This window comes from Dyadobacter sp. BHUBP1 (assembly GCF_050587785.1).
In the GTDB taxonomy this organism is placed as follows: Bacteria; Bacteroidota; Bacteroidia; order Cytophagales; family Spirosomataceae; genus Dyadobacter.
Genome location: NZ_JBOBIH010000002.1, coordinates 1,270,691 through 1,294,637, shown reverse-complemented (window position 1 = coordinate 1,294,637; position 23,947 = coordinate 1,270,691). Strand labels below are relative to the sequence as shown.

General features: G+C 49.4%; 23 protein-coding genes. 10 read left to right on the top strand and 13 right to left on the bottom strand.

Annotated features, from left to right (window positions below; translation table 11 throughout):
* Nucleotides 1-46: 46 nt before the first annotated feature.
* Both ACQ4MZ_RS12110 and fsa read right to left on the bottom strand, forming a co-directional pair.
* A complete protein-coding gene (locus tag ACQ4MZ_RS12110; protein ID WP_430845314.1) occupies nucleotides 47-730 on the bottom strand; it encodes a cell division ATP-binding protein FtsE in 684 nt (227 codons plus the stop codon).
* Nucleotides 731-880: 150 nt separating this feature from the next.
* Nucleotides 881-1,537, bottom strand: coding sequence for a fructose-6-phosphate aldolase (fsa, locus tag ACQ4MZ_RS12105; protein ID WP_430845312.1), 657 nt, complete (start codon nucleotides 1,535-1,537; stop codon nucleotides 881-883).
* Between the two features lie 287 nt (nucleotides 1,538-1,824).
* Between fsa and ACQ4MZ_RS12100 the strand changes: the two genes are divergently transcribed.
* Both ACQ4MZ_RS12100 and ACQ4MZ_RS12095 read left to right on the top strand, forming a co-directional pair.
* Nucleotides 1,825-2,526, top strand: coding sequence for a tetratricopeptide repeat protein (locus tag ACQ4MZ_RS12100; protein ID WP_430845310.1), 702 nt, complete (start codon nucleotides 1,825-1,827; stop codon nucleotides 2,524-2,526).
* A gap of 97 nt (nucleotides 2,527-2,623) precedes the next feature.
* Nucleotides 2,624-2,953, top strand: coding sequence for a transmembrane 220 family protein (locus ACQ4MZ_RS12095; protein WP_430845308.1), 330 nt, complete (start codon nucleotides 2,624-2,626; stop codon nucleotides 2,951-2,953).
* Here ACQ4MZ_RS12095 and ACQ4MZ_RS12090 read toward each other — a convergent pair whose 3' ends face one another.
* On the bottom strand, nucleotides 2,954-3,721 hold the full coding sequence (locus ACQ4MZ_RS12090; RefSeq protein ID WP_430845306.1) for a biotin--[acetyl-CoA-carboxylase] ligase: 768 nt from the start codon (nucleotides 3,719-3,721) through the stop codon (nucleotides 2,954-2,956).
* A 45-nt stretch (nucleotides 3,722-3,766) separates the two neighbouring features.
* On the opposite strand from ACQ4MZ_RS12090, the gene rsfS reads away from it, so the two are divergent.
* The 3 genes from rsfS (at nucleotide 3,767) to ACQ4MZ_RS12075 (ending at nucleotide 7,335) form a co-directional block, all read left to right on the top strand.
* The gene (rsfS, locus tag ACQ4MZ_RS12085) at nucleotides 3,767-4,150 is read left to right on the top strand and encodes a ribosome silencing factor (protein ID WP_015814482.1); all 384 of its coding nucleotides are present in this window, start codon (nucleotides 3,767-3,769) and stop codon (nucleotides 4,148-4,150) included.
* A 72-nt stretch (nucleotides 4,151-4,222) separates the two neighbouring features.
* A complete protein-coding gene (gene ftsH, locus ACQ4MZ_RS12080; protein WP_430845303.1) occupies nucleotides 4,223-6,280 on the top strand; it encodes an ATP-dependent zinc metalloprotease FtsH in 2,058 nt (685 codons plus the stop codon).
* Between the two features lie 107 nt (nucleotides 6,281-6,387).
* Nucleotides 6,388-7,335, top strand: a complete 948-nt coding sequence (locus ACQ4MZ_RS12075; RefSeq protein ID WP_430845301.1) for an aldose 1-epimerase — start codon at nucleotides 6,388-6,390, stop codon at nucleotides 7,333-7,335.
* On the opposite strand, the gene ACQ4MZ_RS12070 is transcribed toward ACQ4MZ_RS12075, so the two are convergent.
* From ACQ4MZ_RS12070 to ACQ4MZ_RS12045, 6 genes are all read right to left on the bottom strand, one after another.
* On the bottom strand, nucleotides 7,276-8,457 hold the full coding sequence (locus ACQ4MZ_RS12070; RefSeq protein WP_430845299.1) for a nucleotidyltransferase domain-containing protein: 1,182 nt from the start codon (nucleotides 8,455-8,457) through the stop codon (nucleotides 7,276-7,278). The two genes, ACQ4MZ_RS12075 and ACQ4MZ_RS12070, sit on opposite strands and share 60 nt — an antisense overlap.
* A 1-nt stretch (nucleotide 8,458) precedes the next feature.
* A complete protein-coding gene (locus ACQ4MZ_RS12065; RefSeq protein ID WP_430845297.1) occupies nucleotides 8,459-9,376 on the bottom strand; it encodes a serine kinase in 918 nt (305 codons plus the stop codon).
* 21 nt (nucleotides 9,377-9,397) lie between these two features.
* The gene (locus ACQ4MZ_RS12060) at nucleotides 9,398-9,799 is read right to left on the bottom strand and encodes a lasso peptide biosynthesis B2 protein (protein WP_430845365.1); all 402 of its coding nucleotides are present in this window, start codon (nucleotides 9,797-9,799) and stop codon (nucleotides 9,398-9,400) included.
* Nucleotides 9,800-9,841: 42 nt separating this feature from the next.
* Nucleotides 9,842-10,108, bottom strand: coding sequence for a PqqD family protein (locus ACQ4MZ_RS12055; RefSeq protein WP_430845295.1), 267 nt, complete (start codon nucleotides 10,106-10,108; stop codon nucleotides 9,842-9,844).
* Between the two features lie 62 nt (nucleotides 10,109-10,170).
* Nucleotides 10,171-11,709, bottom strand: a complete 1,539-nt coding sequence (gene amaB, locus ACQ4MZ_RS12050; protein ID WP_430845293.1) for an L-piperidine-6-carboxylate dehydrogenase — start codon at nucleotides 11,707-11,709, stop codon at nucleotides 10,171-10,173.
* A 6-nt stretch (nucleotides 11,710-11,715) separates the two neighbouring features.
* Nucleotides 11,716-12,777: a saccharopine dehydrogenase C-terminal domain-containing protein gene (locus ACQ4MZ_RS12045; RefSeq protein ID WP_430845291.1), complete on the bottom strand. Its 1,062-nt coding sequence runs from the start codon at nucleotides 12,775-12,777 to the stop codon at nucleotides 11,716-11,718.
* Nucleotides 12,778-12,889: 112 nt separating this feature from the next.
* On the opposite strand from ACQ4MZ_RS12045, the gene ACQ4MZ_RS12040 reads away from it, so the two are divergent.
* Nucleotides 12,890-14,104, top strand: coding sequence for an NAD(P)/FAD-dependent oxidoreductase (locus tag ACQ4MZ_RS12040; RefSeq protein ID WP_430845289.1), 1,215 nt, complete (start codon nucleotides 12,890-12,892; stop codon nucleotides 14,102-14,104).
* Here ACQ4MZ_RS12040 and uvrC read toward each other — a convergent pair.
* Genes uvrC through ACQ4MZ_RS12020 form a run of 4 tightly spaced genes read right to left on the bottom strand, consistent with a single transcriptional unit; the run spans nucleotide 14,101 to nucleotide 21,593 of the window.
* On the bottom strand, nucleotides 14,101-15,912 hold the full coding sequence (gene uvrC / locus ACQ4MZ_RS12035) for an excinuclease ABC subunit UvrC (RefSeq protein WP_430845287.1): 1,812 nt from the start codon (nucleotides 15,910-15,912) through the stop codon (nucleotides 14,101-14,103). The two genes, ACQ4MZ_RS12040 and uvrC, sit on opposite strands and share 4 nt — an antisense overlap.
* A 16-nt stretch (nucleotides 15,913-15,928) precedes the next feature.
* Nucleotides 15,929-17,071: a glycerate kinase gene (locus tag ACQ4MZ_RS12030; protein ID WP_430845285.1), complete on the bottom strand. Its 1,143-nt coding sequence runs from the start codon at nucleotides 17,069-17,071 to the stop codon at nucleotides 15,929-15,931.
* Between the two features lie 19 nt (nucleotides 17,072-17,090).
* The gene (locus ACQ4MZ_RS12025; protein WP_430845284.1) at nucleotides 17,091-19,388 is read right to left on the bottom strand and encodes a transglycosylase domain-containing protein; all 2,298 of its coding nucleotides are present in this window, start codon (nucleotides 19,386-19,388) and stop codon (nucleotides 17,091-17,093) included.
* A 51-nt stretch (nucleotides 19,389-19,439) separates the two neighbouring features.
* Nucleotides 19,440-21,593, bottom strand: a complete 2,154-nt coding sequence (locus ACQ4MZ_RS12020) for a tetratricopeptide repeat protein (RefSeq protein WP_430845282.1) — start codon at nucleotides 21,591-21,593, stop codon at nucleotides 19,440-19,442.
* 178 nt (nucleotides 21,594-21,771) lie between these two features.
* Between ACQ4MZ_RS12020 and ACQ4MZ_RS12015 the strand changes: the two genes are divergently transcribed.
* The 4 genes from ACQ4MZ_RS12015 to atpE are packed head-to-tail and all read left to right on the top strand — an operon-like array spanning nucleotide 21,772 to nucleotide 23,809.
* Entirely contained in the window at nucleotides 21,772-21,999 is a 228-nt protein-coding gene (locus tag ACQ4MZ_RS12015) for an AtpZ/AtpI family protein (protein WP_430845281.1), read from the top strand.
* Nucleotides 22,000-22,022: 23 nt separating this feature from the next.
* Nucleotides 22,023-22,382, top strand: coding sequence for a hypothetical protein (locus ACQ4MZ_RS12010; protein WP_430845279.1), 360 nt, complete (start codon nucleotides 22,023-22,025; stop codon nucleotides 22,380-22,382).
* Nucleotides 22,383-22,406: 24 nt separating this feature from the next.
* On the top strand, nucleotides 22,407-23,501 hold the full coding sequence (gene atpB / locus ACQ4MZ_RS12005; protein WP_430845277.1) for a F0F1 ATP synthase subunit A: 1,095 nt from the start codon (nucleotides 22,407-22,409) through the stop codon (nucleotides 23,499-23,501).
* Between the two features lie 44 nt (nucleotides 23,502-23,545).
* A complete protein-coding gene (atpE, locus tag ACQ4MZ_RS12000; RefSeq protein ID WP_090150806.1) occupies nucleotides 23,546-23,809 on the top strand; it encodes an ATP synthase F0 subunit C in 264 nt (87 codons plus the stop codon).
* The last annotated feature ends 138 nt before the right edge of the window (nucleotides 23,810-23,947 follow it).

Below are 23,947 nucleotides of genomic sequence, written 5' to 3'. Positions count from 1 at the left end.
AAGGGCGTCTGAGTGGATCAGACGCCCTTTTTGCATATTTAATATCTTATTCGCTTACTGTAACCCCGCCATTCTCGCATTTGATCACGCGGGCGGGGAAGCGCTTGAGAAAATCGTGGTTGTGTGTTGCCATTAGTATCGCGGTTCCCGCATTGTTGATCGTGCGGAAAACCTGCATGATCTGGTCGCCTACCTCCGGGTCAAGATTACCGGTTGGCTCATCGGCGATCAGGATTTGGGGCTCGTTGAGCATCGCACGGGCAATTACCACGCGCTGCTGCTCACCGCCCGATAGCTGGTGGGGCATTCTTTTCTGTGCCGTCCCCAAACCTACCTGCATGAGTACTTCGGCAATGCGTTTGGATATTTTGCCTTTGTCTTCCCAGCCCGTCGCGCGCAGCACGAACGAAAGGTTATCCTCGACAGAGCGGTCGGAAAGCAATTGAAAATCCTGAAAAACAATGCCTATGCGGCGGCGAAGGAAGGGAATATCGGCCCTTTTGATATTGTGAAGCTCATACCCGGCCACTTTGGCAGAACCGGTATGCAGCCATAAATCGGCGTATAGTGTTTTTAAAAGCGAGCTTTTACCACTACCGGTGCGACCGATGAGGTAAACGAATTCGCCCTTATTGATCTCAAAATGAACGTCGTTCAAAACAGGCCTCTCACCCTGATAAATATCTGCCCTTTCCAGTCTGATTATTGGCTCCGTCGAATCGGTGGTCATATGATTGTGCTAAATGAAAAATGTGGAGCGGGATGCTCGAAATGAATAGTGTGGTGTATTCGGCCGTGTCACGCTGAGCGGAGTCGAAGCGTCGAGGCGTCTCCGCCCTTATCCTTCGACTTCGCTCAGGATGACTTAAACGTCCATCAATTACGAATTTCCCTTTTTGTAGTCAGAAAGGAATTTCTCAAGACCGATATCGGTCAATGGGTGTTTCAGCAATGCTTCGATAGCGCTCAACGGGCCGGTCATAACATCAGCACCAACTTCCGCGCACTGGATAATGTGCATTGGGTGACGAACTGAGGCTGCCAGCACTTGCGTATCGAAACCGTAATTTCTGTAAATAGTCAGGATTTGCTCGATAAGGCCGATACCGTCTGTTGAGATGTCGTCCAGGCGGCCTACGAACGGAGAAACGTAGGTTGCACCGGCTTTCGCAGCTACGAGCGCCTGGCCGGGAGAGAAGATCAGCGTACAGTTGGTACGGATGCCTTTTCCTGAAAAATATTTCAAAGCTTTGATACCTTCTTTGATCATCGGAATTTTCACGACGATTTTCTCGTCGATCTCAACCAGCTCTTCGCCTTCGCGAACCATTCCTTCGAAATCAACCGAGATCACTTCCGCGCTTACATCACCATCCACGATATCGCAGATAGCCTTATAGTGACGCATTATATTATCCTTACCTGTAATTCCTTCTTTCGCCATCAAAGATGGGTTGGTGGTAACACCGTCTAATACACCAAGCGCCTGCGCTTCCCGAATTTCGTTCAGGTTCGCAGTATCAATGAAAAATTTCATATTGAAAATTTATTGGTTAGAATATTCCACAAAAGTAGAAAACCCTGAACAAAACCAAAAAGAAAGAAAGACGGAATAACCTGAGGCGAAGAAATAAAAAAAGGCAAACCGAGAATCTCACCGCATCGACCACCTACCCTTGCTTCCGTCAGGACCTGGGGGATTCGGAAGGAGCTGGTAGTTCCGATTTGCCGGGTGCAAAGATAAGGACATTTTATTCACAAAAAGAAAACATTCGTGTAACGTTTCCGCTTACTTTTGTGCGAATCAACTAGAAATGAACCAGTATGCCTCGATTATTTTTTTTATTTTTTCTGATTTTCCTCTACTCCTGCTCCCCATCTTCCGAAGCATTTCTCCAAAAAGGCAAAGAGCTCATGCAACAGGGCAAGACGCGCGAAGCCATTGAGTTCATCAACAAAGCGATTGAAAAAAATACCGCCAATGCCGACGCGTTCAATCTTCGCGGTGTGGCCTACTACGAGCTGAAAGAGAACGACAATGCATTATTGGACTTCGCCCAGGCCATTAAACTGCAACCCGGCTCTTACCGCCCCTATTTCAACCGCGCATTGCTCTATACGGACGAAAACAAACTCGATTCCGCATTTGCTGACTACAACAAATCGGCCGAACTCGCACCCGATACCGCCGACATTTTCCTCAACCGCGGCCAATTACTCGTGCTCATGGACAAAACGCCGGACGCTATTAAGGACTTCGAAAAAGCAACCCAACTCGACGCCAATAACAAACAAGCCTGGTACAACCTCGGCAATACCTACTACCGGACGCAGGATTTCAAAAAAGCGACATTGGCATTTCGCCAAACGGTGAAACTCGACGGACAATACGGAAAGGCATTTTACGGCCTGGGCCTCGCACAGTACAACGATGGCGAAAAAGACTTGGGATGCACCAGCCTGAAACAGGCTATGAACCTGGGATATAGCGATGCCGCGAACGCACTGGCGCAATTTTGTCAGTAAAAGATATGTTAAAAAGATAGCACCGACGGTTAATATGTGAGCGGTGACGCCTTTTTAACGTAGTCTTTCATTTTCTTATTTCTTAACCCACTTTGTCATGAGACTTTTAAAGATATTTTTCGGGATCCTTTTCGTGATCTTTGCCTATTTGCAGCTCAATGACCCGGATTCCGGCACCTGGATTGCGATTTACAGCTTCGCGGCCCTCGCCTGCTTCATGAGTATCCGGGAGCTTTGGCCTTCATGGGTGTTTTATGTACTTGCAGCAGGTTACCTGGTTGGAGCAATCCTGCAATGGCCGCCAGAATTCGAGGGCATTTTCTTTGGTGAAACTGCTATGAGAAGCCTCAACATCGAGCTCGCACGCGAGTCGCTCGGATTAGGCATTTGTGCAGTGGTGATGGCCGTTATCGGCAAATGGGGCTGATCAATCCCTGACCCATTCGATTTCCTTCAAACCAAATTCCAATTCTTCCGGCTCGGTAGCTAATTTAACCCGCAACTTCCCAAGTTCGGTCACATTGGTTACCGAGCCATTTATTATATTCCCTTTGTACAGGAACCTCACATCTTGCTGATAACCATACAAATGACTCAGATATTCGGCGCGGATCGCATCGTGCTGGTTTCCTGACCTCAACCGGACATAATAGGCATCCAGGCATTTGAGCAGCTTGTGAAATTCCTCTGTTAACACAAATGTCGACCCGGTTTCACAGAAAAGTGAGGTGGCATGGCTATTCCCGAATTGCGACTGATTGATATTGACGCCGATACCTACAATCGAATGCGCATATCGCATTCCCTGAAGCGAGTTTTCAATCAATACGCCGCAGGATTTCCGGTTGTTCATGTAAATGTCATTGGGCCATTTCACTTTGGTGTCGGGCACGTAGCTGCCCAGGTATGCGCGTATTCCCAGTGCCGTGATCTGGCTAATCAGAAATTGGTCCTGAATACGCAGAAAAGTGGGTTTGAGTATGACAGAAAATGTAAGATTTTCGCCCGCATTAGCATTCCAGACGGTCCCGCGCTGGCCTCTTCCCTTCACCTGATTATCGGTAATGACAACCGTTCCTTCCTCAAACAGCCCCGCATATACTATTTCAGCCGCTATGTCGTTGGTGGAATGACAAGTTGGCAGATATATAACTTTTTTACCAATTATTAGCGTGTCCTGTGTAGAGTTGTACAATTTTTTTGTTTTACTTTAGGGTTTTAGAAAAGGAAACAACAACGCATGAAAGAACGCAAAAATAAAGAACTATCCTCAAAAGATCTCACCGAACTGGTTGTGAAGGGCATGACAGAAAAGAAGGGTTTGGACATTGCCATATTAGACCTCAGAAAAGTAAAAAATTCAATAACTGACTTTTTCGTGATTTGCTCGGGGAACTCCGACACTCAAATAGATGCTTTGGCCAACTCGGTCGAAGAAGAAGTTTATAAAATATCCAAAACAGAACCCTGGCAAAAAGAAGGAAAGGCGAATGGAGAATGGATTTTGATTGATTATGTCGACGTGGTCGCGCATATTTTCAACAAAGAACGCCGCAAACATTACGATCTGGAAGAACTTTGGGGAGATGCAGAGGTGACATACCTGGAAGACTCCATGGTATAAAGGCCCGCCGGGCGAACATAAGGCCTGCCGGGATTGTTGTTTAATATATTTCCTCTTAATTAAAACGAACGAATGTCTGAAAACGATAACAAAAGGGGGCCACTCAACCCTAAAAGTCCTCAGAAGGGATATCAAGGTTGGATAATAGCCGCTCTGATCGCTACTATACTCGGAATCACGTACCTTAACCGCACATCGACAATCCGCGAAACCACTCAGAAGCGTTTCGAAAAAATGATGGCTGACAAGGAAGTGGAGCGTGTCACCATTGTGAATGACAAATCAGTGGAAGTGACGCTCAAACCCGAGGCGCTCAAACTCGACAAATACAGGGTTGTTGCAAAGGAAAATAACTATTTCGGCGGGGAAAGTGCTTCCCATTACCAGTTTCAGGTAACATCGGCGGAGACCTTCAAAAAGGATTTCGATAAGATGCAGGAAGGTGTGCCTGACGACGATAAGGTACCCTTTGTGGTAGACACCCGCAACGACTGGACCAGCTTCCTCGGAACCTGGGGTTTTTTCATTGTCATGATCCTGGTGATGTACTTCATCCTCGGCAGAATGTCGGGCGGTGTAGGTCCAGGCGGCCAGATTTTCAATATCGGCCGCTCCCGTGCGACGCTTTTCGATGCGGAAAACAAAGTTAAAATCACTTTTAACGATGTAGCCGGCCTCGACGAAGCGAAAGAAGAAATCAAGGAGATTGTAGAATACCTTCAAAGCCCTGACAAGTTCAAAAAACTGGGTGCTAAAATCCCGAAAGGTGCACTGCTCGTGGGCCCTCCGGGAACGGGTAAAACATTGCTGGCGAAGGCTGTTGCGGGTGAAGCGGGCGTGCCATTCTTCTCGCTTTCAGGCTCCGATTTCGTAGAAATGTTCGTGGGTGTGGGAGCAGCGCGTGTGCGTGACTTGTTCAAGCAAGCGAAAGAAAAAGCGCCTTGTATCATCTTTATCGATGAGATTGACGCCGTAGGTCGTTCACGTGGCCGTGGTGCGATGCCCGGTTCCAACGACGAACGGGAGAATACCCTGAACTCCCTGCTCGTGGAAATGGACGGTTTCGCAACCGACTCCGGTATTATCATCGTAGCAGCTACCAACCGCCCCGATGTCCTCGACCCTGCGTTGCTGCGTCCAGGACGTTTCGACCGCCAGATTTCGGTTGACAAACCAGACGTGATCGGTCGTGAGGCGATTTTCAAAGTGCATTTGAAGCCATTGAAACTAGCTACCGACGTTAATATCCAGAAACTTTCGTCCCAAACTCCTGGCTTTGCCGGTGCTGAAATCGCGAACGTTTGTAACGAAGCCGCATTGATCGCCGCCCGCCGCAACCGGGAGGAAGTAACGATGCAGGATTTCCAGGATGCTATGGACCGCGTAATCGGTGGTTTGGAAAAGAAAAACAAACTGATTTCACCGGAAGAAAAGCAAATCGTGGCATACCACGAGGCGGGCCACGCCGTAGCGGGGTGGTTCCTCGAACACGCCGATCCTTTGGTGAAAGTGTCGATCGTACCGCGTGGTGTGGCGGCATTGGGTTACGCACAGTATCTCCCGCGCGAGCAGTATCTGTACCGTACCGAGCAGCTGTTCGATGAAATGTGTATGACATTGGGCGGTCGTGCTGCGGAAGATGTAGTGTTCGGAAAGATCTCTACCGGCGCATTGAGCGATCTGGAACGCGTCACAAAAGTAGCGTATAGCATGGTAACCATGTACGGTATGAACGAGCGCATCGGTAACATTTCGTTCTACGATTCTAAACAAACTGATTACGCATTCACCAAACCTTACTCCGAATCCACGTCACAGGCAATTGATGAAGAAGTAAGAAAACTGGTGGACGAGGCGTACCAGTTTGTAAAAAATTTGTTGGTCGAAAAACGGGATGCATTGGAAGTACTGGCGAAAGAGCTTCTTGAAAAAGAAATCCTGTTCCAGGCCGACCTCGAAAAGCTGATCGGCAAACGTCCTTACGAAAAGGAAACAAGCTACCAGGCTTATATCAACCGCCGTTCGAACGAGGAAGCTGCGATCCACGAAGAAGTGGTAAAACAGACGCTCGAAAAAGACCGTAAAGAAGAAGAAATGGCGGAAGCTGAAAAAAGCGCCGATAATGAATAGGCACTTTTAAGTGAATAAAAACCAGATAGCCGGACAATTCAACCTGTCCGGCTATTATTTTTACAACATATAGTAATAAACCGTTTGACCCTAAACCTTCAAAGCATATGGCTTTTGAAATCTTCAAACAGCAGTTCGGCGACCTTACCGAATACGTGATCCATGAAACAACCACTGAGAACCGCTGCGTAGTCGTTCCGGAACTGGGCGGCATTGTCCGTCAGCTTTCGTTACGGAAAGGCCTCACGCTTTTTTCGGTACTGAAAACACCTCCTACCCCGTCGGCATTGGTAGCCGATACCAAAAGCGCCAGCGAGCTGCTGTTTCCATTCGCGAGCCGCATTCCGGCAGGGAAATACAAGTTTTTGGGCAAAGAATACCAGCTGCACAAGAATGAGGACGGAGGCCTGAACGCCATTCACGGGCTTGTGCGTAAAAAACACTTCCACCTCGATGAACAAGTCATTCACGAGGATTACGCGTCCATTCAGCTATCTTACACCATCGATAATGCGGAAGGTTACCCATTCCAGGTGCATTTTTCTGTCCGCTACACATTACATGCGGATGGCCGTTTCGAGCTGAAATATGAGGCAAAAAACAATGGGCAGTCACCTTGCCCGGCGATGTTTGGCTGGCACCCTTACTGGATGCTGGGCAACGAGGATGTCGAAGCCTGGAAGATTAATATTCCTTCGAAACGCCTGGTAACTTTTAATGAAAGCCTGATTCCCGTCGGTACTGAGCCGTTCGACATGGCCATGCCTGCATTGCTGCACCGGAAGGAATTCGATAATTGCTTCATCGTAGACTCCGTTGGCGGACGCGCGGTTACCGAGTTGATTTCGAAGAATCAGAATGTGACCCTGCGTATCGAGCAGGAGACCGGGGAAGGGAAGTTCAACTACCTGGTCGTGTACACGCCTCCTGCACGGGACTGCGTGGCTATCGAGGCGCTCACAGCGAATGTAGACGCATTTAATACCGGCGAAGGTCTAAATATCCTGGCGCCCGGACACAGCGTTGACGGCACGATCACGGTCAGCCTCATCTGACGGTCCGCTACGGTACCAGCTGATCTTGTGCCACAAAAGTCTCCAATGGGTCAAATACCCCAAATGTGCCGCGACAATGGAAAGTTTATCCGACCATTTGTCGCGGTACTTTATATTATACAGAAAAATACGCCAGGTTTTAGTCTTCAACGACGGCCGCTCATTCTCCCAATGGGTCAATATATCCTTTAAAAAGCGCTCCGAAGGGTAATATTTCACCGGGCTCGCATATTTGACATAATCCCTGCCACTGAGATACCCGGCCACGCCCAGCGATTCCAGCAACAGTTTATGGAAGCCCTTTGCTTTGGTGATCTTATTAATGTATGGCCAATCCATCGAATCCGCCGATTTATCGAGCAGTCTTTGCAAGTCCGCCATGTATTTCAGCTTGTCCCATTGCTCGACGCCACCGTGGTGGATCACCATCATGATCAGCTGGATTTCCATTCCGGGAACCAGTACAGGTTTCCCCATCATATTGAACGCTACCAGGTTCCCGGCCAATTCATCCCATGTAAAATTGTAGCAATAGCGTGGATAGGTACAATTCCATTGTATTTCCAATGACTGCAATACGTGCTCTGCTATGGGCGTCAGCGGAAGTTGGTAATCGGTATTCAGGTAATCTTCGACAACAGCCTTCTCTTTCAGCAAATAATGGCGGTACTTATCTGCGGCGAAGCCTTCGTTGAGAAGAATATCCAGACTTTTGGAAACATCTTCTCTACCAATAAAATAATCGATGTCACCAAATTCCCGCAAGACAGGCTTTTCATAAAGCATCCAGGCCCACAATGCTCCTTTCATTGGGAAAGCGTGTACCCCGTCATCAATCAGTCGATTATACAACCGGACGCAAATCCCGAGGAAAGCCATATTGGTCACTGCCTGCCCGAGCGTGAATTCCCGCAGCATTCTGAGAACACTATCGGGAAGCGTCAACGCCTTCGCCTGCACATATTCAAATGCCAGCGGCCGGATCTGATGCCAGCTCACAAGGGCCGAAAATCTTTGCGGATCAAAAGGTTTGTCTTCGACTTCGAATGACTGATGCCCCGACGGCAATACCGCCGCCTCGATCAGATATGCGAGTTCACGGGAAACTTTGGGCCGTTGCATCCTATTCCGCAATTAATTGTTCACGGATACTCGCTTCCACCCACTTTTCCAAGTTATCAAACCCCTCAGGTCTCCTTTTACGAAGCAGCTCGGCTGACCGGGCACATTGAATGCTTTGAAAAAAGTGTTTTTTGAGATTATCGCCACTCATAAGCTCTGTTGCCAGCGGAAAGTTGCGTAGCAATTCGCCGGGTATTTCAGCCAGATTCATTTGTTGAACAGCGGGCTTATTTCTGGCTTTGTGCAGGAAGAATACCTTTTTTAACGGAACTGGTTGCGCCGGAAAGCGATCCCGGGGATGATAAGCAAATTTCTTAACGCCCTCACTGACGGGTTCGAGGTCGGATTCGGCATATTGCAAACCACTGACTGTCTTTTCCCAGATTTTGAGCTGTGGATAGGCTGGGACAATTAACGGCTTTCCGGTTTCATCAAATGTAATGGCGGTGAGATCGTCACTCAGCAACCTGCAACCAGCTTTAATAAACGCCGCTGCCGTACTCGACTTCCCGGCGCCGGGCATACCTATGAAACACCAGGCGTCATCGCCTACCTCAACCGCACTGGCGTGAAGTAAAAAATACCCTTTTTGAAACAAAATAAGTCCTAATGCTTCACTCACGGTAAACAGGCTGATCAAATTAGGCTCCGAAGCCACAGGAGAAACAAGCAGTTCATGGCCGCCGGAAGCCTTGAAAGATGCTACACCAGCCCAATCCAGAAACAGCGCCTGCTGTTCATCCTGGCCGAAAAATGCCCTGATACCCCGTCTGTAAATGGTCGTTGGCCGCATGGAAGGGAGTTCCACGGCACCCTGGCGGATATAAACATCTGCAATTGAATGCGGGTTACCTTCGGCCAGTTCGGGCAGGGAAATTTCTGAATGGATATGGAGCCCGAAGGCGGTGTAATGGTGCATGTGTGTAAAGTACAAATTAAATCATTCCCAAACCCAGAGCCGTTTGTAGGAAACAGTGTCGGGCCAACGCCCGATGATAATGTTGCCGTTTTGCTCTACCCAGGCATGTGCCTCAAACCGCTTGGCGGGGTTGATCTCAATTCCTATTTCCAGGGTCAATGCCGGTGAATTACGAAGCAGGTACTTGGCGGCAAGGGCACGCGGTAGGCACAAAAATTCAAATGGCAGCAGGTTCGCCGCCGTATCCACCGCCCAAACAGTCTGTTCCATAGTTTCCCGTGTGGTTTCCTGAACCCGGCTCGGGCGACTTAGCCTATGGTACCATTTTCTGAATAGCGGAAAAGGAAGTAAAAGAAGTCCGGCCTTGATCCACACCAGACACCATACAGCCCGCAGGAATATCCATTTCTCCCGCCCGGACAAGCTCCGCCATTTCCCTATCAGCTTACCGATCTTACCCAAAATCTATTTGATTATTTCAACCAGTCTCTCGGATATCAAATCCTTCAACAACCCGTCGATGTCGCGCTTGGCAGTGTCTGCATCGACATCATACTCGCTGATGACCACATCACACAACGCTTCGATCGTCTGCGGCCCTTTCTCTAATGTATCCCAGATCAATACCCCCACTTCATCCAGACCATAATAAGCTCCTTTGCTGTGGTTGAGAATGACTGTTTCCCCTGCAACTTTGGACGATATCTGTTCTGATGTAAGCTGGTATTTCATTCTGAAAAATTAAATCTGAAAGTATAATGTGCAACCGAATTGTACAAAGTTAGGCATTTTAATCACTCAATCTCAAACTTTATTCCCTGCGCCAACGGCAATGCAGTGCCGTAATTGATCGTATTAGTTTGACGTCGCATATAAGCCTTCCAGGCATCGGATCCCGATTCACGCCCGCCGCCGGTCTCTTTTTCACCGCCAAACGCGCCCCCGATCTCCGCACCGGATGTACCTATATTTACGTTGGCAATGCCGCAGTCGGAGCCTCCGAATGACAGGAAACGCTCGGCATCACGCAGGTCGTTGGTAAAAATCGCGGAAGAAAGTCCCTGCGGCACATCGTTTTGTAACGCGATGGCTTCGTCGGTATTGCTATAACGGATCAGGTACAGGATCGGCGCGAATGTTTCGTGCTGGACGATCTCCCAATGGTTTTCGACCTCCGCAATACAGGGCGAAACATAACAACCCGACGCATACTGATCTCCTCCCGGTACGCCCGGCGCTACCACAAATGAGCCTCCCGCCTGTTTGATCTGTTCTACGGCATGCTGATATTGTGCTACGGCCTGCTTGTCAATCAAAGGTCCCACGTGAATATCCGGATCCAGCGGGTTGCCGATTTTCAACTGGCCATATGCCTTTGCCAAACGGCTCTTTACTTCCTCAAATATCGCGTCATGTACGATTAACCGGCGCGTCGATGTACATCGCTGGCCCGCTGTACCGACCGCCCCAAAAACAATCGCCGGGATCGCAACCTTCAAATCGGCCGTGGGAGTTACGATAATCGCGTTATTCCCGCCCAGTTCGAGCAGGGATTTCCCCAATCGCCTCGCCACCGCCTCTCCTACCGAGCGGCCCATCGGGATGCTGCCGGTAGCCGATACCAGCGCGATCCGCGGATCGTTCGAGAGCCATTCCCCCACTTCGCGTCCGCCGGAAACAATGCATGACACGCCTTCCGGCACCTCGTTGTCTTTCAGGACGCCCCGTATAATGTGCTGGCAGGCGATGGCTGTCAGCGGCGTTTTTTCCGAAGGCTTCCACACGCATACATTCCCACATACCCAGGCGACCATCGAATTCCATGACCACACGGCCACCGGAAAATTGAATGCCGAAATGATCCCGACCACACCCAATGGATGCCATTGCTCGTACATGCGGTGCTGCGGGCGCTCGCTATGCATGGTAAGGCCGTAAAGTTGGCGGGAAAGACCGGTAGCAAAGTCGCAGATATCAATCATCTCCTGGACCTCCCCCAGCCCCTCCTGTAAGCTTTTCCCCATTTCGTAGCTGACAAGCGTGCCCAATTCCTGTTTGTATTCACGAAGCTTCACACCCATTTGCCGCACAATTTCGCCGCGTTTGGGGGCCGGTATACTTCGCCAGGTTTTGAATGCTAGCGAGGCTGTTTCCACCGCGCGGTCGTAATCCTCACGCGAGGCTTGCTTTACCGCTCCTATTTTGCGGCCATCCACCGGAGAAAAAGATTCCAGCAACGCACCGCCGCCTTCCCAGCTCAGCTGTCCGGTAGTTACGCCGTGGTTAATGCCCTCGATGCCTAGTTTTTCAAGAATTAAATCGATCCCTTTCATACTTTTTCAGCCTATATTCTTAAAAAACTGTCCATTCATTGTCTTGAAAAAATCATCGAGCACAATGTCTTCCTGCCGGATAAACCCGGTTCCGGGCAGTACGCCATCAGCCACCATTTCCACCACCGACGCAATGGAGGCTGCCGTGGTCCAGGAAATGGCCCGCCAATGCTGGCCGTCAATCTGAATAGGATGATAAGCCTGATAAAATTCTTCTCTTTCGAGGTGATTGCCTTTCCAGCCCTCCACCACGGCATACACATACACTACGTCCTGCTGCACGGGGGGTTTAGCCTCAGTCAGGATTTCCTCCACCAATGCGCGTTTATCTTTCAGGCACAGTTCGTATAACACGAAACGCATCAGATTGCAATGCCCCGGGTAACGAATAGTCTTGTAGTTCAAAGTATCCACCTTCCCTTCCAGGGTCTCACACATAGTGGCGAGGCCCCCCGAAGTACTGAATGCTTCGAATTCCTGGCCTTCGATATTGATCATTTCAATACCTTCGAGCGATGGCACCATCTTACGGACCCCGTTGTGGATGACCTCGGCGTCGTTCAGATATTCGTTCACCACGCCCGCGGGCGACCACGTGAAGGAGTATCCCATCTGCCCGTTCGGATAGCGTGGTAATGCGCCTACGCGAAGCTCGATATCCCGGATTTTGGTAAAACGCCTGGCCAGGTCCATTCCTACAATGCCGATAAAGCCTGGTGCAAGGCCGCATTGGGGTGCAAGCACGCTACGACTATCTTTGGCCATTTCACGGATGGCTGCAGTGGTAGGGACGTCTTCGGTGAGGTCGAAATAATGGATGCCCGCCTTGTGCGCACGTTGCGCGATGGGTAGGTTAAGGTTGTAAGGCATACAGGACACCACCGCGTCGAAACCGGCCAATACCTTATCCAGAAATGCACCGTCGTTCACATCACCGGCCATGACATCGAAGGGCAATTGCACTGCCGGCTCGGCCTTGTCGACCCCGGTAACCTGAAAGCGTTTACTCAGCAAAGTCGCTACCAGCGAGCCTACTTTTCCTAATCCGATCACAAGTACTTTTTGCATGTATAGTTTAAAATGGTTTTAGTTGAAATTTTTGAAGCTATTTTGAAAGATAGAAAAAGAAATTGCAGTTTTTAAAACTTGCATGTCATTTTTGTAGGACAAATCAGGCATTATGACAATCACCATTGTGGGCGGCGGCGCTTCGGGTTTCATGGCAGCAATTACGGCAGCGGAGAGGTTTCCGGACGCCTGCATTACCATTCTTGAAAAAAGCAGGACAGTCCTTAACAAGGTCCGTATTTCCGGTGGCGGAAGGTGCAATGTTACGCACCGGCACCACGAGCTGCGCCATTTCATCAAAAATTACCCGCGAGGCGAAAAGCTACTCCGAAAACTCTTGCCTCATTTCGATGCCGACGCCACGGTGGCGTGGTTTGAGAAAAGGGGTGTTCAGCTCAAAACCGAAGCCGACGGGCGCATGTTCCCCACCTCCGACTCGTCGCATACCATTATCGAATGCCTGATCAAAACAGCCCGTAACCTGAATATAGAGATCAGGACGAGCGTGCATGTAGATTCCTTTGAGAAAACGGGGGACGCATTCCAGTTGAAGCTTGTCAACGGAGAACCCATTCTAACCGATCGGCTGTTGATCGCAACCGGGGGTTATCCGAGAGCAGAAAGTTTCGACTGGCTGGAAGAACACCGGCACGTGATCGTACCACCGCTGCCTTCATTGTTTACATTTAATACGCCTGATAACTACCTGCTACCGCTAGCTGGTGTAGCCGTAAAAGATGCATGGGTCAAAATATCAGGCACCAAACATGAATGGCGCGGGCCGCTGCTAATCACGCACTGGGGTTTCAGCGGGCCGGCAGTACTGAAACTCTCGGCCTGGGGCGCGCGCGACCTTGCCGAAAAAAATTACCATTTTACCTGTCGCATCAACTGGCTACCGGAAATGAAGGAACAGGAGGTCCGCGACTTTTTACTCGCCGAAAAAAACAATACTGCCAAACAGCAGATCGCCTCGCACGCCCGATTCGGCTTACCTTCGCGGCTTTGGAAAGCATTTACCGAAAAAGCGGAAATCCCCGACACATTGCGCTGGGGAGATGCGAGCCATAAAGTACTGAACCGAATGACCGAGCTACTCACCAACAGCCAATATGAAGTGAAGGGCAAAACCACATTTAAAGAGGAATTCGTCACCTGCGGTGGTATAGCATTGGCAGATATCGACCCGGAAACATTACAAAGCCGTTCCCTACCCGGCCTCTTCTTTGCCGGGGAAGTGATGGACGTCGACGGCATTACCGGTGGTTTCAACTTCCAGAATGCCTGGACGACCGGTTATATTGTGGGAAAAAATATTGGTCTTTAATCCCCCGCCATGGTGTCGAAATAGGCCCTTACCTTTTTCGCCCGGTCGAGACCGATCAGATCTGTGAGCGTTTCGATTGAACTCTCGCGTATAGCACGCACGGAGCCGAAATGCTTCAAAAGCTTCGTAGCCGTCACCTTCCCGACGCCCACAACGCCTTCCAGCTCGCTTACCAGGCTCGCTTTGCTGCGCTTATCGCGGTGGAACGTGATTGCAAACCGGTGTGCTTCGTCGCGGATCTGCTGGATCAGTTTCAGCGATTCGGACCGTTTATCGATATATAACGGAAGCGGGTCTTCCGGGAAATAAATTTCTTCCAGTCTTTTGGCAATACCAATAATAGGCACCTGCCCGTAAATGCCCAGGCTTTTCAATGCATCACAGGCTGCACCCAACTGCCCCTTGCCACCATCTATCACGATCAGGTCGGGCAATGGCTGTTCTTCCGCGATCAGTCGGAGATAGCGGCGGCTCACGATCTCGTTCATCGAAGCAAAGTCGTTCGGCCCTATTACAGTTTTGATATTGAAATGGCGGTAATCCTTTTTTGACGGCTTTCCATCCTTGAAACACACCATCGACGCCACCGGATTGGTACCCTGAATATTTGAGTTGTCAAAACACTCGATATGCCTCGGAAGCGTTTTGATCTGCAAATCAGCTTTGAGACGGATCAGTACCCGGTCCTTTTTGGAGGTGGTAGCAGACGCTTCCACTTCGCGGCGCTCGGTCCTCTCCCTTCTGAAATACATCACATTTTTCATGGACATATCCAGCAGCTTCTTCTTGTCGCCGATTTGCGGAACGGTCACTTCGAGCCGCATGTCGAGATCCGGTTTCAGATTTGAAACCAATTCCTTCGCCTCCGAACCGTACGTCGACCGCATTTCCACAATCATCATCGAAAGGATTTCCATATCGCTTTCGTCGAGCTTTTTCTTCACTTCCAGCGTCTGTGTCGCCACCATGTAACCCTCTTTTATTTTCATAAAATTGAGGTACGCGGCTTCCTCGTCAGACACGATTGTGAGCACATCGATATTACCAATACGAGGGTTGATCACCGTAGCCTTGCTCTGGAAGTTAGACAAATGCTCAATTTTCGTCTTCCACGCATGCGCTTTTTCAAACGCCATTTGCTCCGCGGCTTCGAGCATTTTCTCCTTGAAATACTGCTGCGGCGATGACAAATTACCTTTCAATATATTATGTACCTGCTCAATCTCCGCATTGTATTCATCTTCGGCTTGCAGACCTTCGCACGGCCCTTTGCAGTTGCCAATATGGTATTCCAGGCAAACCTTGAATTTTTTGGCCTCGATATTCGACTTCGTCAGTGGCAGCTGGCACGAGCGGATCTGGTATAATGCCTTGAACATGTCGAGCAGCGTGTGCATCGAGCGTAAATTGGCAAACGGGCCATAAAAGGTACCTTTGGTACGGTCCATATTCCGCGTCGGGAATACCCGTGGGAATGGCTCGTCGGTAACGCAAATGAACGGATAAGTCTTATCGTCTTTAAGCAGAATGTTGAATTTGGGCTGCAATTGCTTGATCAGCTGGTTTTCCAGCAACAGTGCATCCCATTCGCTCAAAACGATGGTAAATTCGATCCGGCGGATCTGGCTCACGAGCCGTTTGGTCTTACGGTCGTGTTGGTTGTTTTTCAAAAAATAGCTCGAAACCCGGTTTCGCAGGCTTTTCGCTTTTCCTACATATATCACCTCACCAGTTTCGTCGAAATACCGGTACACACCGGGATCGAGAGGAATTTTGGCGAGTTCTTCTTTATAATTGAATTCAGACATTGATTGAGATTTAGGACTAAACGGCGCCCCTGTTGAAGAAAAACAACCGCATCAATTGAAAAGTTGCGTCGCTCACAAGCTGGAATGCTTCACTTTGTGCGGCATTCAAATCCATAGGCCTGTTCAAAACGGAAACGGCGTAGGTAATACCCACGGCCCGGGCCTGTTCCGGCGTAATCTGCAAAGTGCCGCAAACAACGGCGAGCGGCACATGATGGCTCGTGCAAAGTCCGGCCAACCCTTTTACTACTTTCCCAGCCAGCGTTTGCTCATCCACTTTTCCTTCCCCTGTGATCACCAAATCCGCATTGGCAACGAGCGAAGCAATATTGCACTGCTCCATCACAATGCTGATACCGTCTTTCAGCTCAGCATTCAAAAACCACATGCACCCCGCGCCAAGGCCTCCCGCTGCACCTGCGCCCGGTACGAGGCTTACGTCCCTCCTGAACGCACGCGTTGCTACCTGTGCGAGGTTTTCCAGTCCGTGGTCTAGCTGCACCACCATTTCAGGGTCGGCGCCTTTCTGCGGGCCGTATACAAATGCGGCACCTTCCTTGCCAAACAACGGGTTGGTCACATCACAAGCCACTACCACCGAAACCAACGCAAGCCGGGGATCCGCATTATGCGTATCGATCGACGCGATTTTCGCAAGCGATTCGCCGTTTGGCAGCAATGTATGCCCCCCCGCATCTTTGAATGCGTAACCAAGTGCCTCTGCCATCCCGATGCCTCCGTCAGTAGTAGCGCTCCCGCCGATTCCGAGAATGATCTTTTTCACACCGCGGTCCAATGCATCGACAATGAGCTGCCCCGTTCCAAATGTGCTCGTCCGAAGCGGGTTGCGTTCTTCTGTTTTCAGCAGTCCGAGGCCCGAAGCGGCAGCCATTTCGATAAATGCGACCTGCTGATCCTGCGAAAGTCCATAAGTGGCTTTGATTGGCCGGTTCAGCGGATCCATCACGGTTACCGTCACTTCGAATCCACTGGCTTGTTGCGTCAATATCTTCGAAGTCCCTTCTCCTCCGTCGGCTAACGGTATCGCCGTTACTTTCGCGTTGGGATATGTCTTTACAATGCCATTGATAACGGCATCGCAAACTTCCGCAGCTTCCAGCGAACCGCGAAACTTGTCAGGGGCAACTAGGATATTCACGGGCAGGGATTTAATAGGATCAGAACAGAACGCCTTCGTCGTCAGATCGTGACGGCGGAATGTAAGTATCGGTACTGTCGGTCGCTACCCCACCGCATTCACGGACGTAATTTTCGGGTTTGTTGAATGGCATCTTACGATATTGTACCAATGTAGGATCAGCATATACCTTTTGCATAAACAATCCCCAGGCCGGCATCGCAATGCGGCCGCCCTGCCCGTAAGCAATGGTACGGAAGTGGATGCTTCGATCTTCGCCGCCTACCCAGATGCCCGACACGAGGTTTTGCGTCATGCCCATAAACCAACCGTCCGAATAATTCGAAGTAGTACCGGTTTTGGCTGCGATCTCATTCCCTTCGGTAACGCCGTACTGTCGCAACCGGCCGGCGGTTCCTCCCGGATCTTCGACCGCGCCTCGCATCAGATACAACATGTTATAAGCCATATTAGCACTGATCTCCTGGTTCTGTTTCTGGAAAAATTCCTGCAATACATTGCCGTAACGATCTTCAATGCGCAGGATCGTCATCGGTTCCGTTCTGTGGCCGCCGTTTGCAAATGCGCAATAGGCGCCTACCATTTCATATACCGAAACATCACTGATGCCCAGACAGAGCGAAGGTACCTCCTGTAATTTGGAGGTAATCCCTAACTTATGCGCATATTCCACCACCGCCTTCGGCTTTACCATTTTCATCAGGTAGGCACTCACGGTATTCACCGATTTCCCCAATGCCTGCCGCAGCGACAGCGATTGATAAGAGTACTTGTTATTGGAGTTTCTGGGCGACCATCCCCCAGGTACACCGTCGGAAAGCCCGAAATAAACCGGCTGGTCGGTCACATGGTCACATGGCGTGAGAAAGTTCTTATCCAATGCCGAAACATATACAAACGGCTTGAAAGTAGACCCCGGCTGCCGCGACCCCTGCTTTACGTGGTCATATTTGAAGTATTTGAAATTAATACCTCCTACCCACGCCTTCACGTGCCCGTTACGCGGGTCCATGGACATCATACCTGCACGCAGGAAGCGTTTGTAATAAGCAATGGAATCGAGCGGGCTCATGGTCACTTCTTTCTCTCCGTTCCAGGTAAAAACCTTCATTTTGTAAGGCTTCTTCATGATCCTCCATGCTTCCTCTTCGCCCAGGTCTCTTTTCAGCGATATGAAATGCGGGGAGCGCTTTGCTGCGGTGGTAATGAAGCCGGGGATTTCCTTGCCGTTATCGAAGGTCCATGGGTTACGGCCTTTCCAGTGCTCATCAAACAGCTTTTGCTGAACTTTCATGTGCTCAGTCAATGCTGCTTCCTGGTAGCGCTGCATGCGCGAGTCGATGGTCGTATAAATGCGCAGCCCGCTCGTATAAAGATCGAGATCCGTATCGTGTTCCTCGTTGTAGAGCTTCACCCAGCTTTTGAGGTACCCGCGCATCGACTCGCGGAAGTAGGGTGCCAAGCCGGTATTATGACTATCGACCGTAAAATTCAGCCCCAGAGACTTTTCTTTATATTTCTCAAAATCCTCTTCGCGGATGTAATCATATTTATACATCTGAGCCAGAACTGTATTTCTTCTGTTCAATGCATTAGTCGGGAAGCGCAGCGGATTAAACAACGTCGGGTTTTGCAACATCCCCACGAGCAATGCAGCTTCGGTGACGTTCAGGTCCCAGGGCTCCTTATCGAAATAAGTTTTGGAAGCTACTTTAATACCATAAGTATTGTTACCAAAAGAAACCGTATTGAGGTACATCTGCATGATTTCCTGCTTGGTATACTTTCTCTCCAATACCACTGCCAGGACCCATTCCTTTGTTTTGGCTATGACAATACGGACTACCGGTATTTTACCGAGCAGCCCCTCATATTCTTCCGAACGGGTATTGAAAAGGTTTTTGGCGACTTGCTGCGTGAGCGTACTGCCGCCCCCGGAGCTGGAACTTCCCGAGACGACGCCTTTGAATACCCTTAACAAACTCCGTGGATCGATACCCGAGTGGTTAACAAAACGGGCATCCTCGGTAGCTACAAGTGCATCGATGAGATTAGGGGATATTTGTGCGATATCGATGGGCGTCCTGTTTTCGAAGAAATATTTACCCAACGATTTGCCGTCCTCGCTGATGAGCTCCGATGCCAGTTCGCTTTTAGGGTTTTCGAGTGTTTTCAGGTCCGGCATGCCACCGAACAACCACAAAAAATTAAAACTGACGGCAACGATGTAGAATATGATCAGACCCAGTCCCAGGCCAACTATCCGCCAGAGACGAACAATGGTGCGCCGATACTTTCCGGGTTGCAATTCAATCATAGATGTGGGGTGATAGGTTACTGGAAAAGGCAAATATACAATTTCAGCCTATTATCTCTTGCCCATGGAGAGGGAATTGAATTCCTGCATTTCTTTCAGACGGGGCAGGTAAATGCTGGTAGGATACAGCCGCATGAACTCGGTAATAGCTTGCGCGTAGGCTTCCTTACCTCTCACTTTACCGATCAAAAATACGCGCAGCAATGCGAACTTGTCCTCCATGGAACTGCCTTTGTAGGACGGCAGATTTTTCTCGATATCTTCCAGCGCTTTCGTGTAATTACCATCTGCGTAGAGCTTGTACATGGCTTCGTACTCTTTCGTCGCATTGCCGGAAGTGCCTCCGGTATCGGTCGTTTTATTAACGAGGCGGGCATAAGTCGATGTAGGATATTCGCTTAACAACTTCGATTTCCAGGATTCTTTCTGAGCGGCATTTTCCTCATTGCTCAGAAAAAGCAGGTAATAGATTTCGTCTTTATATTGCGTTTTAGGATACTCCGCCAGCACCCGCTCGAACGCCGCAATAGCTCGATTGGACTCTTTAAGATCAAATCGATAGATCTTGCCCAGATTGTAGAGCGCATCCTCCTTTTTCTTTTGCGAAGCTGCAAATGCCGTATCCGACAACGGAACGTCCTTTTTCAACATTGCATGTATCTGGTCCCACTGCGGCGTGCCTTTTTTCAATCCGGTACTTTCCGGCGCTGCCTGCGCAACAGCGGTGCTATCCGTACCGCCCGCACTATTGTTGCCTGCGAGCGTACGCAGAGGACGGCTGCTCCGGCGCCAGTCGTCTTCCAGCGGGCGGTTGCCCCAGGTCCTTTTAAAGTCGATCTTGCCCTTGTTGACCAATGCAGGGTCGAACAGCTCGAAGCGGCGTTCTCCGCCCGCGACCAACGGATTTCCTCCGCCTTGCTGCAGACTCGCGTTCTGTGCCGCGATTTGCGCTTTTCTTGCCTTTTCCTCCTCTTCGAGGCGCTTCTTCTCTCTCGCTTCGATGATCTGGTCAATCTTATTATCCAATTGTGCGGGGTTCATTTTAGCGAGCCTCTGGAGGCTGTCCTCCACCGAAACAATGGTGTATTGCGTCACAAAATTGTCGAGTGCACGTTTCCTGTCGGCCACGAGCCGGTATTCAGGCGCCTCCTGCGGCAGAATGGCCAACGCACTGTCGTAATAGGCCTTGGACATTTCAAAATTTTCGAGCGCTTCGTATTCTATCCTCGCCAGTTGCAGATAAGTGTAGGCTTTTTGCTGCATATTTCCTTTGGACGCCGCTGCCGCTTTCTGCAAATAGCTTACCGCTTCCGGGATCTGCTTTTTGTGTTCAGCCAGTAAACCCATCGTGAAATACACATGGTCTTTCAGGTCGTCATTTTTCCGATCACGGAGCATTTTATCAAAACCTACATTGGTAAGGTCACGCTTCGGATCCAGCACCACCTCGTTTTGCAGGGAATTCATATTGGAATAAAAGCCGAGGTCGTAGTTTGGCTTGTTCCTGTTTACACTTTTATAATGCCGGTTAGCCAATGCATACTGTCCAAGACGGTCGTACATCTGAGCCGCTGCGAAATGAATGCGGGCTGTTTCCGTTGATTTCTTCAAAAGCGGGAATGTCTCTTCCAGGATCGCAACGGAAGTCAGGTATTCGCCGTTTTGCTGATGCAAATAAGCTTTGGTGAGGTAAAAATCACGTTGAGATACTTTGCTCAGTGGCTGTTGGCTTAAATATTCGGCCACACCCAGCGCATTGGAGTAATCCTTATGCTCGATATAGGCCCGCATCAGCAGGATCAGGGCATTATTTTTGTCGTTCTCGTCGCGTCCGTTAGCATATACGTAGCGCAATGCTTCCAGGCCATCCGCCCATTGCCCAAGATACAACCGCGATTTGCCCAAAAGTATATAGCTGTTGTCGATCCATTTACTGTTCTGATGCTTCTCAGCTACAATTGAGGCTTTTTTAATCGCATCCTGCAACTTTGGCTTCACCGGCTGGGCGAGAATCGAATCCATCGGAAGCAGTATCGGGAGTAGCTGGTTATAGTTTTCTTTATACGCCTTCTTCATTTCAAACTCCGCTTCTGCCATATCCTGCTCCGCCATAAAATAGGCATTATAACGCGCTGCTACGTTGTGAAAAGTGATGGCACCGGGCCGCGAGCTATACTGAGAACAGGCAGCCGCAACGATAATCATGACAAGTAGCGGTAATGTGCGTCGGATATGGGAGGTAAAACGGTCGATCACGAAATTGACTTTATGGGGTGTTCGTCTTTCTGTCAGGTTGCAAACCTAAAACGGTATTTTCAATAAAACCGTATCGAAGATAATGCCATTTGCAAAATTTGAAGCAATTTTACCTTTATATTCTACCATGATGGAAGATCCGAAAAAGACCGTGGACAAAAGCACGTCGACACGCTTCCTGAAATACTCGGGAATGGCGACGCAAATGCTGGGCACTATCCTGGCATTCACCTGGGGCGGCTACAAGCTCGACGAGTGGCAGCAAAATAAGGTACCAGTGTGGACGCTCGTGCTCTCGCTTGTCTCCATTGCCGCCTCGCTCTACCTTTTGATAAGAAGTTTTACCAAACAATAATTGCTCCTCCCCGACGCACGCGTATGCTACGTACCCTGATCGCTACTATTTCGCTCGGAATTGTATTTTTCCTTGCTCAAAGATTCCACGCCGATTCTTTCCTGCATCCTTATATTTGGTACATTCTCATATTCTTTTTCGGGCTCGCATTTCTCGTCCACCGGCTCATGGAGTTCGGAATGCGGAACAAGCGTGAGAAATTTGTCACATTTTACATTTCCAGCATTGTTGCGAGGATCATTCTGAGCATCATTTTCATCGGCTTGTTTTTGTATAATGGGCTAACTGATTCATTCCTATTCGTTATCAACTTTTTTGCACTCTATTTATTTTATACATGCTTTGAAATATATGGTTTGTATCGTAACTTGCGCCGCGATTGACAAAGCATAGTATTTCAAGCATTTATGTATACCCATCTGAGACGGTTTTTTACTATCGCCCTTATAGCGGCAACATGCGTTTTCAACCTCCCGGCCCGTGCCGACGAACCTACTCAGCACGAGACTGACAAGGTCGCTCAGGCTGTGAACGAGGAAGAGCATAAAATTGAACATAAGCTTGAAGAGCACGAAGAGGAGTTCAAGATCGGCGAGATGATCATGCACCACATTGCCGACTCTCACGAGTGGGAGTTCTCTCACGGCGTATCGATCCCACTTCCTGTAATTCTCTATTCGGAAGACCGCGGCTTGGAGGTTTTCCTATCGTCTAAGTTCCACAACGAACACCACGAATACAACGGTTACCACCTGGTACATGGTGAATCCGAACAAATCGTGCCTGTTGACGAATCCCGTAAAATCTACGACTTTTCGATCACCAAGAACGTCGCTTCGATGCTATTAAGCGCAGTGATCCTGATCCTCGTTTTCACAAGCGTTGCAGGCTGGTACAAAAACAGCAAGGGCAAAGCGCCGAAAGGTTTCGCATCTGCGATGGAGGTAATCATCCTTTTCATCCGCGACGAAGTGGTAAAGCCAAACGTAGGACCGAAATACGAAAAATACCTGCCTTATTTGCTCACGTTGTTCTTCTTCATTCTGATCAACAACATCATGGGTCTGCTTCCTGGGTCGGCTAACCTTACCGGTAACATCGCCGTAACCATGACATTGGCAGTGCTGACATTCATTATCGTTCACCTGAACGCGAATGGCAACTACTACAAACACCTTTTGAGCCCTCCGGGAGTACCTGCTCCACTGTTGCTCATTATGATCCCGGTTGAGATCGTAGGGGTGTTCATGAAGCCGTTCTCTTTGATGGTCCGGTTGTTTGCCAACATCACAGCAGGTCACATTATCCTGTTGAGCTTGTTCGGGCTGATCTTTATTTTCCAAAGCTTCGTGATCGCCCCGGTAATCTCTCTGTTCGCATTGTTCCTGAACTTCATCGAGATTATGGTAGCGTTCATCCAGGCGTTCATCTTCACACTATTATCGTCTATGTACATCGGAAGCGCCATTGAAGAGCATGGCCACGCCGACCACGGACACTGATTCGAATCTCTTTTTTATTAATTTATATTTTAAACAAACAAATTATGTTCGCTCAAATTTTGCTTCAAGCTGCTGAACAAGGTGGTGCAGGTCTTGCAGTTTTCGGTGCTGCTATCGGCGCAGGTCTTGCTGCTATCGGTGCGGGTCTTGGTATTGGTAAAATCGGTGGTAGCGCTGTTGAAGGTATCGCCCGTCAACCAGAAGCTGCTGGTGCCATCCAAACTGCTATGTTGATCATCGCGGCTCTTATCGAAGCGGTAGCGCTTTTCGCAGCGGTAATCTGTCTGCTTATCTCTTTCAAGCTTTAACAGAGCTTCCCGAAAGGGGAACATTGCCCCGGCGCGCTAGGCCCGGACGCGATGCCAAAACATTCTCGTGGGAGCATTAGGCTTCCACGAAATTTTAATAATAAGAAGAGAGAAGATTTAGATCGTTCTTACACTCAA